This is a genomic window from Pontixanthobacter sp. CEM42, assembly GCF_017812015.1.
In the GTDB taxonomy this organism is placed as follows: Bacteria; Pseudomonadota; Alphaproteobacteria; order Sphingomonadales; family Sphingomonadaceae; genus Pontixanthobacter.
Genome location: NZ_JADQTN010000001.1, coordinates 1,444,713 through 1,459,330 on the forward strand (window position 1 = coordinate 1,444,713; position 14,618 = coordinate 1,459,330).

The window sequence follows — 14,618 nt, forward strand, 5'->3', positions numbered from 1 at the left end:
CCAAAACTGCGACTGTCTAAATCATGTCCTTTGGCGCAACCGTTTTATTCTTGATTATCGAGACCGCAATCGACGTACTCCAAAGAAACCCGAATACGACTCCGCCAGTGAGATTTGACAGCATGCTCGACACAGTTTCACGCATCGCCTTGTCGGCTTCTTCACCGCTCAAATTACTGTTGAGGTCAATCTCGGCAAGTGCTCCACTTACGGTATCAAAAGACGGAAAAATATTCTGTACGAATGACCGTCCACCCACATAGAAATAGAGCCCAAGCGTCGCGATCAGTAAAACGATTACTGCACCGCCAGTAAACCACCATAAATATCTCGGCATTTCGCTCTCAATGAAAAACGAAATGATAGCGAGAAACAAGAATGTGATTGGTACGACTAACCGACCCGAAGCGCCGACTTGTGACATGGAGATCAGCCGATCCAAAATCGGCATTTCTGCAGCATCGCCATCACTCCAAATCGACTGCAGCCAAGCACCTGCATAAATGTACAAGGCAAAAGTACAAAACAAAACAATTAAAATGGAAACAAATATAGTCCGCTGCTGCACACGCTGCGGAAGGGGTTCTGCAGTTACGGATTCTTTATCGTTAGCAACCTCTGGCTCTCCATCCGGTTTCGACCCCCGGATTGAAGTATCCACATCACTCATAAAGAATCGCCCCCCAGCCTGACAATAGTTTGTATACACGAAGTAGAGATTTTGTGAAATTCATACTTAATTAGACCAACTATCCAATGCACCGAATGCCGGACAAATTTGATATATATCGGACGTAGCACCAGAGTTGGCGCTCTAATATTAGACAATTCAAGCGCCAATCACGCTTAGCCCTACTCTCGCTTCAACAGCCCCCAATAATATTCGTCGCACCATCCCAAATGCGTTTTGCAGCTCTCGATCATATGAGCTTCGCGGCGAAAGCCAATGCGGGTGAGCAGCGCATTGGAGGCTGCGTTTCGCGGGTCGGTGCCGGCGGTCAGCCTGTGATGACCTTCCTCTTCAAACAGATGCGCTATCAAACGGCGGGCGCACTCGCTGGCAATACCTTCGCCTTGGCGGTCTGCGACGGTGATGTAGCCGATTTCGGCGGTCGCTTCGCCCACTGGAACAGCCACCAGCCGCGCGGCAACCTCGCCGGTTTCGCGATCGACTGCGCTCCAGCTGCGCCCGTTCCAATCTGGCGCGAGCAGCCAGCCTTCGAGTTCTTCCAGCGAAGCAAATGGCGCGCGCGTCAGATATCGGCAGTGTTCGTCAGAGGACAGCGTCGGCCACAAAGCGGGCGCATCGTCTTTCACCAATTTGCGCATGATAAACCGCTCTGTCTCCAGCGTCGGAGTTGGCGGTACGCTCATTATTCGCCCTTGAGGAATGCGACCAGCGCTTTGACTTTTTTCTGGCGCCATTGTGGTGGTGGCGCGACCAACCAATAGGCCCGGCGACCTTCATCGGGGCCTTCGAGAATGTCGAGCCGCCCAGCATCAACCGCCTCCGACACGAGCAAGTAAGGCAGGATCGCTTTTCCCATTCCGGCCATCGCTGAACTGAGCGCTTGTCCCGCATTGCCGACTTCGACGGTTGCTTCAGCCCCTTCGGGTAAGGGCGCGCCCGGCCAATTGATCCATGTATCGGGTGCGCTGTCGATCGAGACCACCACGCGCTGTGCGGGAGCGAGTTCAACGCCGTGCAGATCGCCCGGTCCGTCAATCAGACGGATTGCGGCGTCCAGATTGGCTTCGGTAAAGTCCGCGTTTTCATCCTCAACCAGCTGATAGCGAATTTCGGGATTATCCTTGCGAAATTCGGCGAGACGCGGGGCGAGCCATTGCGCATAAAATTCACGCGGTGCGGCGATAGTGTAGCTGTCGCTCGCCTGCCCCGCCTGCATCGCTTGCACGCTTTCTTCAAAGCGCAGGAAGCCATCGCGCAGCGAGTCGAGACCTGCGCAGCCTTCGGGCGTAAGCTCAAGCCCTTTACTAGTACGGCGAAACAGCACCGTCCCCAAATGATCTTCAAGCGCACGAATCTGCTGGCCGACGGCTGCAGGCGTCACCGCCAATTCGTCTGCCGCGCGGGTAAAGGACAAATGCCGCGCCGCTGCGTCATAGACGCGCAGGGCGTTGAGAGGGAGGTGAGTACGCTTCATAGTTGAGCCGATTTAGTGCCTGCTGCAAAGCAGCACAACCTTGAACACGGAACGGGGCTTAATCCGCAGTTGCGGGCGCTGAGAGCGGGAAGAACGGTATACGCACTTCAATCGGGGCATTTTCGCGGGTGGTGAAGGTGTAGAAACCCTCCATCGAACCGCTTGGTGTGGTTAGCGGACAACCCGATACGTAATCGTGGGTTTGCCCAGGCGCGAGAACCGGCTGTTCACCCACCACCCCTTCGCCGTCGACATGATTGATCATTCCGCGCGCATCAGTGATCCGCCAGTGGCGCGACTGCAATTGTACGGTCTGATCCGAGTCGTTCTCTATCCGGATGTGATAGACCCAGAACCATTTACCCGCTTCGGGCTGCGATTGCTCGGGGAGAAAGTTCACCGCGACCCGCACGGTAATGCCTTCAGTAATGGCGGCGTGTTGGAACAATTCCTTCATAGCAGGGCGAATGTAGCGAGCCGATTGCCAATCGGCAATTACTCGGGCGCAGGAATTTCTACGCTATCCTCAACGGAGAGTACCGGACTTGCGGCAGGAGCATTGCGCTTCTTGGCCCCGGCCTGAGTCGAGAATATCGCCACAGCGTCCATTAACTGACCGGCTTTTTTGCGTGCGTTGGCGTTCCGCTCGGCTTCTGCGGCAAGCCGCTCTTCTTCGGCTTTTCGCGCGGCCTCAGCCTCTTCGGCTCGTTCAGCCGCCAACTTTGCCTGTTCTTCGACTATCTCCGGCGTGTTGAAATCGGCCGGATTCTCTTTCGCAAGAAACGCGAGTAACGCGTCGTACCAGGCCTGCTCATTGACCATTTCGCTGAGCGCGTGGCCTTCATCATCGAACACCAATGTCTCGACCGGAATGTCATTCTCCTCGGCCGCCTGACGCATTGCCGTGAACTGGGAGAATGGCACGATCCCGTCATACTTTCCGTGAGCAAGCAATACCGGCTTTGTGAGCCGTTCAATCTGCTGCACCGGAGAGACATCGTCGAAACTGAATTCAATATCGCCGCCTACGATCTTGTCATTCCAGTCTTTGCGGCTCCGGCGGGGAAGCTTTTCGCGCGTATGTTTACGCTGCGCTTCGAAGTCCATCACGCCAGCCCAGCTTGCGGCGCAGCGATAGCGCTCTGGATTGCGGATAACCGCCCATAGCGACGTATATCCGCCATAGGATCCGCCGACCACGCATATCCGCTCCGGATCAGCGTAACCCTGCGCGATTGCCCAGTCAGTCGCGTCGTCGATATCATCCTGCATGGCCCGGCCAATCTGGCCATAACCGAGTTCGGCAAACGCGCGTCCGAACCCGTCCGATCCACGAAAATTGGGTTGCAGCACGGCGTAGCCGCGATTGGCGAGCATTTGGACCTCATCGTCGTAGGTCATCGTGCTGCGAATACCGTAAGGGCCGCCATGCGGATTTACGATGAGTGGGAAATTGCCGCTGCCGCGTTCTCGTGGAAGCGTGAGATACCCACTGATCTGCGTGCCATCGCGCGCAGAGTATGTGATGGGTTGTGGCGGCGAAAGTTGCTTGTGATCAACATCGGGGCGCAGCTCGCCAAACACGTCGAGCTTGTTGCGGCCCGGCGTGTAAACATAGACCACACCCGGATCGCTGCCACCGCCATGCCAAACGAGCATCCGTGTGCCATCGGCCGAGCGCGACAGAATCCGCACTGCGCCCTCGCCCAGCGATCTTTGAAGCCGGTTTTGATGGCGCGCCAAATCCTGATCAAACCACTCATATCGTTCTATATCATCGACAAATTCTGCGCCGAGGACCGCCCCCTTCTCGTCTACATAAGCACTTTCAAGGCCCCAATCGGGATTGGCATAGATCAGCTCGCCGGCAGTGCCCGTGCGGAAATCGAATTCGCGGAGCACACTGAATCCACGTTCGTCTTCAACCAAAGCTTGGCCGATATCCCCGTCGGCAGCGATGGAAAGGATATCCCATTTATCGATAGCTTCTTCACCCAGCGAGGCCTTTGTCACATGAACGAATTCTTCATCGGCACCGGCACGGTAATAATAGGATAGTTTGCGTTCTCCCGCGCGCTTCAATCCCAACCGGATAACGCCGTTGTGATCGGCCCACCATTGGTCGATCCCGTTCTCGCGCGCCTGCACCAAGGTACCCGCTTCCTCTCCCGAACCATCGAGCGGGAAACGGAATACAGACGGATCGGAAAAGGTGTTCTCGCCCATTGATAGAAGCGCGAATTGCCCCTGCGGATCGACATGCAATACATCACCGCCATCGGTACTGCGATTGCTCAAGCCGATTGGGTGAGTTTGCTCGGTCACGAGATCGTGAACCATCAAGCGGGAGGCCGCGATCGACCTGAAGCCCAGCAAGGCCCTTGTTCTGAGAGTGAACAATAGCCGGTTGTTGCCCGCCCAACGGAACCATCGCGCAGTGCCCGCTTCTCCAACGTCGATGGTCCTGATCGCCCGGCGCGTCGCCGCGTCAAAGATGGCAATGCGCGCCCGGCCATCCGAATTCAGCCTGTAAGCGAACTTGCTGCCATCGGGAGACAACTCGGCGTCGAATATCTGACTACGCGAAGCGAATGCAGAGGTCGGGATCAGCTTGGGACGTCGGTCAGGCTCAACAATTGGTGCTGCGATTGGTTCACTACTTGACTGAGCTTCCGCATCAACCTCCGCCGAATTCACAACCGGAGCAGATGCTTCCACGGTACCGGCATCATCCTGCGCAGTAGCGGGATTGCCAAGAAGCAACGCCGCTGCAGTCAGCATGCCCTACTCGCAATGTCCTTGATCATAGTTCATCCACGCGCTTGATACCGCCTGAGCCATCAGTCTCATCTTTCTCTGGCGGAGGAGGACGATCGGTCGGATTATGATCGGCCAGAAACGCTTCGAGCGCATCGTACCAACGCCGCTCATTACTCTTGCTGCTGAAACCGTGTCCTTCTCTGCGTATAACCAACGTCTCGATTGGCTTGCCATGCTCTTCCGCAGCGTCTTTGAACGCAGTGAACTGCGCAAACGGAACAACGCGGTCCGACGTCCCATGCGCCAGCAAGACCGGCCGGGTTAGTCGCGCGACCTGCTTTGCTGGTGAGAAATCATCGAGATCGAGAATGGTCTGCTCACCTTCGACGCGCTTGCGCCAGCGCCTGCCAGCGCGGCGGGTGAAGTAATCGCGATCGTGTTTCAGCTGTTCATCAAAATCGGTAACCCCAGCCCAACTAGCCGCGCAGCGATAGCGCTCGGGATTGCGGATCACAGCCCACAGCGCAGCAAAACCGCCATAACTTCCGCCAACCACGCAAACTCTGCCGGGGTCAACATGACCTTCGGCAACAGCCCAATCCATCGCGTCATCAAGATCGTCCTGCATTTTGCGGCCGATCTGTCCGTTACCGAGCTCTTCAAACGCTTCACCATAACCGCCAGATCCGCGGAAATTGGGTTGGAGAACCGCGTAACCGCGATTGGCCAGCAATTGCACTTCATCGTTGTAAATCAGCGAGTCCCGAATGCCATACGGCCCACCATGCGGCAGCAGGATCAACGGATACTTTCCGTTCGATTCAGGCTTTGGTTTGCCTTTCGGCAATGTCAGGTATCCCTCGATCGGCGTTCCGTCGCGCGCGGTGTAGGTAATGACGCGAACATCGGCCAATTGCTGGAAATCGACATCGGGCCGATACTCGCTGAACAGGTCCAGATTCCGCTGGCTCGGCGTGAAAATATACATCGCGCCCGGATCATTCGCATCGCCATGGCGGACAATCATCCGTTCGGTTCCGGCAACAGGCGATAGCCGCACCCGGCCTGCCCCCAACGCCGCCTCTAACTGAGATTGCGTGTTCTTCAGATCGGGGTCGAACCAATGCGTTCTTGGCGCGTCATCTTCATATGTCGCGGCAATAAGTACGCCTTCGCTATCAACCTGCACGCCTCTGATATCGCGTGATGGGTGCGAATAGACGATAGCACCCGACGTTCCCGTCCGATAATCGAACTCGCGCAAGACTTTACGCCCTGTTTCATCGCGAACCAACGCATAGCCGGTGTCGGTGCCCGCACGGATGCTGAGAAAGTCCCAATTGTCGACTTCGTCACGCTCATGCTTGTTGACTTTAGCGACTTCGATCCAATCCTCTTCGGCTGATCCGCGATAGAAGAAGGCAAGCTTCGAATGGTTTTGCCAGCGCATGCCGATCCGCACGACACCCTTATTATCGGCCCACCATTCGTCGATGCCTTTGCGCCGCTTTTGAACCCTGACCGCTTTGTTGGCACCGCTTCCGTCCAGCGGATAGCGATAGACATCGGGATCGAGACCGACTTTCAACGAAAGTGATAGAATCACATACTCGCCTGCAGGATCGGTGTAGAGCACATCATCGCCCTCGAAACCCTGCTCCTTGAAACCAATAAAATGCGTGGCCTTGCTTGGCCTGTCATAGACCATCAGGCTGGTCGTCCACTGACCGGTCATCAAATACCGCCGCGACGTGGAGAAGCCATTTCCGTCGATGCTATACAAGATTCGGTTCGGGCCCGCCCAACGGAACCAGTTCATCCAATCGCCGCGCCCGACATCAAGCGTTTCAACCAAGTCACGCGTTTCGGCGTCAAAAATGGCGATCTTGGCGCGACCTTTGACAGTCGTCTGTACGGCCAGATGTGCGCCGTCCGGTGACAGTTTCGCGCTACGCAATGCTGTACGTGACGCAAATGCCGAAGTAGGGATCAACTCCGGCCAGCCGTCATCCAGTTGCACAAATTCTGTAGACTGCGCGGGCACTGACGCCGCTTCTCCGGAGTCTACTTCTTGGGCAGAGGCGGCCGTCCCCAACATGATTGCCGCAGAAAGCAGGATATGGTGCCACGTAAAGGTTCTGTTGGTTCGCATCTTCAGTCCGCTGGATTGTGCTTTGCCAGAAATGCTTCGAGCTTGTCATACCAAGCCTGCTCGCTTTCCTTCTTATCGAAGCTATGGCCCTCGTCTTCAAATACCAGCAGTTCAAGCTGTCCGGTACTCTGCGCAGCGTCCCGCATCTTCTCGAATTGGTCGAACGGCACACGGCTATCTTTCTTCCCGTGAGCAAGCAGCAGCGGTCGCGTCAGGTTCTCAGCCGATCGGTAGGGTGACACTTCATTGAGTGTGATATCCTCGTCATTGCCCTCTACTCGGTCACGCCATTCGCGGTAGAATTTGGTCGAGAAATAGTCGCGATCATACAACAGTAGCGACCGCCAGTCGCTCACTCCAGCGAAGCTCGCGGCGCAGCGATAGCGCTCTGGATTGCGGAGCACCGCCCACATTGCTGCGTATCCGCCATAGCTTGAGCCGACGACACAAACGCGCTTCGGATCGGCAATCCCCTCTGCCACGGCCCAATCCATCGCATCATCAAGATCGTCCTGCATCCCGCGCCCGATCTGGCCATCACCAAGTTCTTCGAACGCATCGCCATAGCCACCTGATCCGCGGTAATTCGGTTGCAGCACCGCATAGCCGCGATTGGCCATCAGTTGGACTTCGTCATCGTAGCGTAATGTATCGCGGATTCCGTAAGGCCCTCCATGCGGCAGGATCACGAGCGGCAGCCCTTTTGCCTCACGGCCTTTCGGTAGCGTCAGGAAGCCATTGATCTCGGTTCCGTCGCGTGCGGTGTAAGAAATCGCCTTGGGCATCACGAGCTGCCGGAAATCGACTTGCGGGCGCATTTCCAGGAAAAGATCGACCTTCTTCGTTGCCGGGGTAAAAATATACATTGCGCCCGGGTCGCCGGCATTGCCCGCCCAGATCAGCATCCGGCTGCCATCATCGGCCCGCGACACAATCCGTGCATTCCCCTCAGGCAAGGCAGAACTCATCTTGCCTTGCAGCGTCGCCAAATCAGGATCGAGCCATTCGATCTCATCCGCCTCGGCAGTGTAGGACACCGCAATTGGCGTATTATCGCGGTCAAAATAGGCATCGTTCACATCCCATTGGGGATTCTCGTAGACCGTATCGACAACTTCCTGCGTAGCGTAATTGTAGCGAAGCAGCGCCTTGCGCCCGCTGTCGGTCTTCTGGATTACATAGCCAATGTCAGAACCTGCGGTCAGGCTACTCACTTGCCAGCTTTCCATCTCAGCAGAATCTGCGGCCAGTTTGCCAATCTGGTCGAAACCGTCATCTTCGCTGCTGCGATAATAGACGCGGTACCGATTATTGACCCAGCCGCCCCCGACCCGGACCACGCCTTCATTATCGGCCCACCAGTCGAGTACGTTGCGCTTTTGCCCCTGAACGTTTTCGCCATTGCTTTTCCGGTCCAGCGGAAAGCGCATGACCTGGGGCCAATTGTAGATGTTCTTTTGAATCGCTAGCAGCACGAATGATCCATCGGGCGCGACATGGATCAGATCATCACCATAAAGGCCTTGCCCGTTACGACCGATAAACAGTCGCTCACCCGTGTCGGTATCGAGTGAGTACAACCGTGAAAAGCGGCGTTTACGGCCTTCCAAACCGGTGCTGGACGAAACGGCAAACAGCACACGCTTTGGCCCAGCCCAGCGGAACCATTTCAGCTCCACATCCTCGGGCATGGCAATGCGGCGATAGGGCTTCTTCGTGTCAGCATTGAACAGCGCGAGATTGGGCCGATCGTCCAGCGTCATCCGCATCGCAATCCACTTGCCATCGGGCGAAATTCGCGCGCTGCGCAATTGGTTGCGTTCGGCAAAAGCGGCAGTCGGAACGCGTTCGGGCAGGCCAGCGGTCAGCGATTCAGTCGCTTGCTGCGTCTGCGCTGGAGTAGCATCCTGCGCCGAAACTGCGGTGCCCAACACGAATGCCGCGAAACACAAAACACAGCGCCAAGTAGTTTTCATGGTGGTTCGCATTGTCAGTCTGCCGGGTTATGCTTCGCTAGAAACGCTTCCAACGCGTCATACCAAGCCTGTTCGCTTTCGGCTTTGCTGAACGAATGCCCCTCATCCTCAATCACTAGCAGTTCAAGCGGCACCGCCGATTTGCTTGCCGCCTTTTTCATTTGCTCGAATTGCTTGAAAGGTACGTTATTGTCAGCCGTGCCGTGCGCCAACAGTACCGGGCGGGTCAAACCTTCCGCCGACCTGTAAGGTGATACATCTTTTAGGTCGAAATCATCGTCGCCTTCGATTTTTGCAATCCAGCGTTTGCCTGCTTCGCGCGTTAGGTATCGGCGGTCATAACGAAGCATCCGATCCCAATCGGTCACGCCAGCCCAACTGGCGGCGCATCGATAACGCTCCGGATTGCGTAGCACGGCCCAGAGCGCGGCATACCCACCATATGATCCGCCGACGACACAGATCCGTGATTTGTCGGCAGTCCCTTCGGCCACGGCCCAATCCATTGCGTCGTCCAAATCATCCTGCATCCCGCGCCCGACTTGACCTGAACCCAGCTCGTAAAAATCGTCACCATATCCGCCCGATCCGCGAAAATTGGGCTGCAACACTACATATCCGCGATTGGCGAGAAACTGCACTTCATCATTGTATGTCAGCGAATCACGGATACCGAACGGTCCGCCATGCGGTAGAATGATCATCGGAAGGTTTTTCGCCCCGCGGCCTCGCGGCAAGGTCAGATAAGCGCGAATGTCGGTGCCGTCGCGCGCAGTGTAGGTAATCGCTTTGGGCTTCGCGAGATTCTCAAAGTCGATTTGAGGCCGGTATTGAGCAATTTCAGAGAGGCTCCTGCTCTCACGATCATACAAATACAGCACGCCGGGATCAGCCTCATTACCAGCCCATGCGAGCAATTTTCCGCCATCCTTTGACCGCGACCTTATCCAGACATCGCGGTCACCCACAGCCTCCTTCAAATCGTTATAGGTTTTCTCATACTCGTCATCGAACCAGACAGCCTGCTGGCGATCATCGGTGTAAAACGCCGCCAAAGGTTCACCGTCTTCCCACCAAACATCCTCGACATCCCAATCGGGATTTTCATAGAAGGTTTCGACTATCTCTCGCGCTTCATAGTCGAACACTCGAACGCCGACGCGGCCGCTCTCGCCCTCATCCAATACGTAACCGCGATTCGAACCACTGACGATCTGGATTGCTTCAAAAAAGCTCTCCTCATCGCCGGGCTTGATCTTGGCTACACGTTCAAATTTGTCGTCCGCACCGGCGCGGTACCAAATGTGGAGTCTGCGGTTGCGCCACCCCATGCCCAGCCGGACCACACCATCTTTGTCTGCAATCCAGGAGAATACATTCTTCTTCGGTTCCTGAATTTTCGTAATCGCCCCACCCGGCTTGAGCTCGTACCGAAACACACTGGGCGTGTAGAAACGACCGTCGCCGCGATGCGCAATCAACGCATAGTCGCCATCCTCAGAAGTGTGGATGACAGTCCCGCCATGTGTGCTGCGTGGGTCCTCCACCAAGAAATCGTACGTTCCTTCCTTTGGATATGCGAGTAGCAAGCGAGTGAAGCGAACTTGCCATGATCCTACCGTACCTATCCCCGAAAATTGAATAAGCATCTTCTCATTATTGACCCACTTGTACCACTCGACCTGTGCCCCGTCGGCAAAGTCGATCGCGTCATACGCCCTGCCGGTCTCAGGCGTGATCACGGTGAGTTTTACATTGCTTCCGACGCGGCGGAATAGCGATAGAACTTCGCCATCGGGAGAAAGCTCGGCACCCCAAAAACTGCTGCGCGATGCGAAGGCAGAAGTCGGGACGATGGGAGGCTTGGGCTCCAAAGCTGCAGGCACCGAAACCGCAGATTGCGACGATGCAGCAACTTGCTGCGATTCCGCTGGCTCGGCATCCTGAGCCGATGCCGCCGCCAGCGGTACACACGCTACAAATGCCGCCAGCGCGGCAATAACCCGGTTCATGTAGTCAGCCCCAATATTCCAATCCCGTCGCAGGATAAGTTATTGGGGAAAATAGACAAGTGCGTCCTGCGTTACGCTCAGTGCGGTGCCAGGCCGATTTCGAGGCCCGTACGGTCTTCCAGCGCAAAGCGGTCGAACAGATCGGCGCTGGCGGTGTTCAAACCGACAATCCGTGTGTGGCGACCGTTGCGTCGCATCCGGTCGACAACTTTGTCCAAAGCCTCAATCGCCGAGATGTCCCAGAAATGCGCGGTGGATACGTCAATCACAACGTGATGTGCAGCGTCTTCATACTGACTTTCCGGGCCGAGCGCGGCGATGAACCGGTCCACTGAGGCAAAGAATATCTGCCCAGTGACTTTGTAAACCGCGCTATGCTCGCGCCGGATACGTTCAACGCTGAACATCGTGCGGACTTTGCCGGCGAAGAAGATGCCCGACAGCAGCACACCGACCAGCACGCCCATCGCAAGATCATGCGTCCACACAACCACAATAACGGTCGCCAGCATTACCGCCGAAGATGTCGGCGGATGACGTTTGATATTGGCGATCGAGTTCCAGCTGAAAGTACCGATCGATACCATGATCATGACCGCCACGAGTGCCGGCATCGGCACACTGCCAACATAAGGACCAAGCACCGTCAGCAGGAACAGCAAGAATGCACCTGCGGTAAAGGTCGACAAGCGCCCGCGACCGCCAGAGGCGACGTTGATCACCGACTGACCGATCATCGCGCAACCGCCCATACCGCCGAAGAATGCTGCCACAATATTGGCGACACCCTGCCCGGCGCTCTCTTGCTGCTTGTTGCTGTCCGTATGCGTCATATCATCGACGATCTGCGCAGTGAGTAAACTCTCGAGCAGACCAACCGCAGCCATCGTCAGTGAATAGGGCAGGATCACCATGAAGGCTTCCCATGTGAACGGCACATCGGGGATGCCAAATGTTGGCAGTCCATCAGGCAGTTTGCCCTCGCCTGCGACATTGTTGACTGGCACGTTCCAGAAGATTGCAACCGCCGTCAAAAGAACAATTGCAACCAGCGGGCTCGGAATGATTTTCGATATGCGGGGAAAGCCGTAGATAATGGCGAGTCCAGCCGCGACCATCGCATAGGTTTCCCAACCAACATCGGTGAGCTGCGGAATCTGCGCGATGAAAATCAGGATCGCGAGCGCGTTGACGAAGCCAGTAATGACCGAACGCGACACAAATTGCATCAGCAGGTCGAGCCGCAGCAGCGCCGCAATGCCCTGAATAATGCCCATCAAAATCGTCGCAGCGAACAGATAATCGACGCCGTAATCCTTGACCAATGGGATCACGACAACTGCAACCGCAGCCGTCGCCGCAGAGATCATGCCCGGACGGCCGCCGACCAGCGCAATCACCATCGCAATCGCGACCGAAGCGTAAAGGCCCACGCTCGGGTCCACGCCAGCGATCAGGGAGAAACCTATCGCCTCCGGGATCAAAGCAAGTGCGACCACGATGCCGGCCAAAATATCCGCACGGATGTTGCCAAACCAATCGCGTTTCATTGTGGCAGCGAAGGTGCTGTCAGCAGCCATAGTCATTTCCAAATCTGTATGAAGCACGCAGATCGCGCGCATGATGTTCGCCGCGCGCCTAGAGGTTTATGCTGCAATGCACAACAGCGCGGCTAAAGATGGGCACGTATTCAGCAATTTGACTTGCCGGTGCGCCGCTTTAAACCGCTCGCCACAGAGGAGATTTCATGCTCAAAAATTCGCTTACTACTGCGCTCTCACTTGCTCTCTTGGCCGGAGTTGCTGCGCCAGCAACCGCACAGACAGTTATCTGGCAATCGCGTCCTGCTGCGAGTGATGCCAGCGCCGATGAGCAGTTGAAAGCACTGTATGAAGACTACTCGCGTTGGCAGGAAAGTGAGCGCGGCGACACTCTGCCCAGCGTGACTCCCGCAGATTACGAGCGGCGGACCACGGTATTGACGCAGCTGCTAGCAAAACTGGACGGTATTTCTGCGAAAGAACTGTCCTCTGATGAAGCCGTAAATGCTGCCGTCCTGCGCAGCGTTCTGACCGAGCAGATCGGGGATGCACAGTTCCGAGAATGGGAAATGCCGCTCAATAGCGATTCCAACTTCTGGAGTTATCTAGCGCCGACAAGCGGTTTCCAGACAGTTGAGGACTACGAGAAATATATCAGCCAGATGCAAAGCATCCCGCGTTTCTTTGCCGAGCATATGGCCAATATGCGCAGTGGCCTGGATCGCGGATTTAGCGTCCCACAAGTGACGCTGGAGGGCCGTGACGTATCCATCGAAGCTTACTTAGCAAAAGGCCGCGCAAACCCGTTTTTCGCGCCAGTTGCGCAGCAGCCTGGCCGGTTTTCCGCTGCCGACGCCGCGCGTATCGAGGCAAGAGCGCTGGATGTGATCGAAAACCACGTCATCCCCGCTTATCGCGATCTGCTCACATTCCTGCGCGATGAGTACTTACCGAACGCGCGCGAAACGCTTGCCGCGCATGATTTTCCTGATGGTGAAGCGTATTACGCGCAGCAAATTCGGCAATACACCACACTCGACCTGACTGCCGATGAAATCCACACCATTGGCTTGGAAGAAGTCGCGCGGATCGAGGCGGCGATGCGTCAAATCATGACCGAAGTGGAGTTCAAAGGAACGATTGCAGAGTTCAATGAAAGCCTGCGCACCGATCCGCGATTTATCGCCAAGACACCCGACGAGCTGATGGGCGTAGCATCTTATGTCGCCAAGCGCGTCGACGGCAAAATGAAAGACTATTTCGGCTTTTTGCCACGTCACCGTTTTTCGATCCGTCCGGTCGCGCCCGATATAGCACCATTCTATACTGCAGGGCGTGGCGGATACGAATATTGCCAGATGAATACGCACAATCTGCCCTCTCGCCCACTTTACAACATCCCTGCCCTGACTCTGCATGAATGCGCTCCGGGTCACTCTTTTCAAGCGGCGTTCCAACGGGAGCAAGGCGAAACGCCCGAATTCCGCCGCCGCATCTATTTCAGCGGCATGGGTGAAGGCTGGGGTCTCTATGTTGAGTATCTCGGCGAAGAAATGGGCATCTACCGCACACCCTATGAAAAGTTCGGCCGTCTTTCCTACGAGATGTGGCGCGCAGCGCGGTTGGTGATTGATACCGGCATCCACTCACAAGGATGGAGCCGGGACCGGGCCTTGGCCTATCTCGGCGACCGCACAGCGCTATCGCGTCACGAGGTAGGAACGGAAATTGACCGCTATATTAGCTGGCCGGGACAAGCCCTCGCCTACAAGCTGGGTGAAATGCAGATCCGGCGTTTGCGCGCGGAAGCAGAAGAGAAACTCGGTGACGATTTCGATATCCGCAAATTCCACGACATAATTCTGGCGCTTGGATCAGTGCCGCTGCCTGTTCTGGAAGAGCGCATCCAGCAGTTCATCGCTGATGGCGGGCAAGGGCTGGATGGGGTTGAGTACCCGTAGGCGCTGTCACCGCATAGGCTTCATACCCACATTACTCAAAACCATTGTTGC

The 14,618-nt window shown here is 56.1% G+C and carries 10 protein-coding genes; 1 reads left to right on the top strand and 9 read right to left on the bottom strand.

Annotation, left to right across the window (positions count from 1 at the left end):
- Positions 1–16 precede the first annotated feature (16 nt).
- The 9 genes from J9777_RS06935 to J9777_RS06975 form a co-directional block, all read right to left on the bottom strand.
- A complete protein-coding gene (locus J9777_RS06935) occupies positions 17–670 on the bottom strand; it encodes a hypothetical protein (RefSeq protein ID WP_209348000.1) in 654 nt (217 codons plus the stop codon).
- A 182-nt stretch (positions 671–852) separates the two neighbouring features.
- Positions 853–1,374, bottom strand: coding sequence for a GNAT family protein (locus J9777_RS06940; RefSeq protein WP_209348001.1), 522 nt, complete (start codon positions 1,372–1,374; stop codon positions 853–855).
- Positions 1,374–2,165, bottom strand: coding sequence for a LysR family transcriptional regulator (locus tag J9777_RS06945; RefSeq protein ID WP_209348002.1), 792 nt, complete (start codon positions 2,163–2,165; stop codon positions 1,374–1,376). The genes J9777_RS06940 and J9777_RS06945 overlap by 1 nt, the downstream gene beginning before the upstream one ends.
- Positions 2,166–2,223: 58 nt before the next feature.
- On the bottom strand, positions 2,224–2,622 hold the full coding sequence (apaG, locus tag J9777_RS06950; protein ID WP_160614285.1) for a Co2+/Mg2+ efflux protein ApaG: 399 nt from the start codon (positions 2,620–2,622) through the stop codon (positions 2,224–2,226).
- A 38-nt stretch (positions 2,623–2,660) separates the two neighbouring features.
- On the bottom strand, positions 2,661–4,946 hold the full coding sequence (locus J9777_RS06955; protein ID WP_209348003.1) for a S9 family peptidase: 2,286 nt from the start codon (positions 4,944–4,946) through the stop codon (positions 2,661–2,663).
- Between the two features lie 22 nt (positions 4,947–4,968).
- Positions 4,969–6,969, bottom strand: a complete 2,001-nt coding sequence (locus J9777_RS14790; RefSeq protein WP_209348004.1) for an alpha/beta fold hydrolase — start codon at positions 6,967–6,969, stop codon at positions 4,969–4,971.
- A gap of 110 nt (positions 6,970–7,079) precedes the next feature.
- Positions 7,080–9,053 carry an alpha/beta fold hydrolase gene (locus tag J9777_RS06965; protein ID WP_209348005.1) on the bottom strand — a complete coding sequence of 658 codons (1,974 nt, stop codon included), beginning with the start codon at positions 9,051–9,053 and terminating at the stop codon, positions 7,080–7,082.
- 14 nt (positions 9,054–9,067) lie between these two features.
- Positions 9,068–11,065, bottom strand: coding sequence for a prolyl oligopeptidase family serine peptidase (locus J9777_RS06970; RefSeq protein ID WP_209348006.1), 1,998 nt, complete (start codon positions 11,063–11,065; stop codon positions 9,068–9,070).
- Between the two features lie 77 nt (positions 11,066–11,142).
- Positions 11,143–12,615 (bottom strand): SulP family inorganic anion transporter, encoded by a 1,473-nt coding sequence (locus J9777_RS06975; protein ID WP_245228653.1) that lies wholly within the window; start codon positions 12,613–12,615, stop codon positions 11,143–11,145.
- A 197-nt stretch (positions 12,616–12,812) separates the two neighbouring features.
- Between J9777_RS06975 and J9777_RS06980 the strand changes: the two genes are divergently transcribed.
- Positions 12,813–14,567: a DUF885 family protein gene (locus tag J9777_RS06980; protein WP_209348008.1), complete on the top strand. Its 1,755-nt coding sequence runs from the start codon at positions 12,813–12,815 to the stop codon at positions 14,565–14,567.
- Positions 14,568–14,618 lie beyond the last annotated feature (51 nt).

Bases quoted from the DNA above. Each gene is read 5' to 3' on its own strand.
- J9777_RS06935 (WP_209348000.1), bottom strand. From the start codon at position 670: ATGAGTGATGTGGATACTTCAATCCGGGGGTCGAAACCGGATGGAGAG.
- J9777_RS06940 (WP_209348001.1), bottom strand. From the start codon at position 1,374: ATGAGCGTACCGCCAACTCCGACGCTGGAGACAGAGCGGTTTATCATG.
- J9777_RS06945 (WP_209348002.1), bottom strand. From the start codon at position 2,165: ATGAAGCGTACTCACCTCCCTCTCAACGCCCTGCGCGTCTATGACGCA.
- apaG (WP_160614285.1), bottom strand. From the start codon at position 2,622: ATGAAGGAATTGTTCCAACACGCCGCCATTACTGAAGGCATTACCGTG.
- J9777_RS06955 (WP_209348003.1), bottom strand. From the start codon at position 4,946: ATGCTGACTGCAGCGGCGTTGCTTCTTGGCAATCCCGCTACTGCGCAG.
- J9777_RS06965 (WP_209348005.1), bottom strand. From the start codon at position 9,053: ATGAAAACTACTTGGCGCTGTGTTTTGTGTTTCGCGGCATTCGTGTTG.
- J9777_RS06970 (WP_209348006.1), bottom strand. From the start codon at position 11,065: ATGAACCGGGTTATTGCCGCGCTGGCGGCATTTGTAGCGTGTGTACCG.
- J9777_RS06975 (WP_245228653.1), bottom strand. From the start codon at position 12,615: ATGAAACGCGATTGGTTTGGCAACATCCGTGCGGATATTTTGGCCGGC.
- J9777_RS06980 (WP_209348008.1), top strand. From the start codon at position 12,813: ATGCTCAAAAATTCGCTTACTACTGCGCTCTCACTTGCTCTCTTGGCC.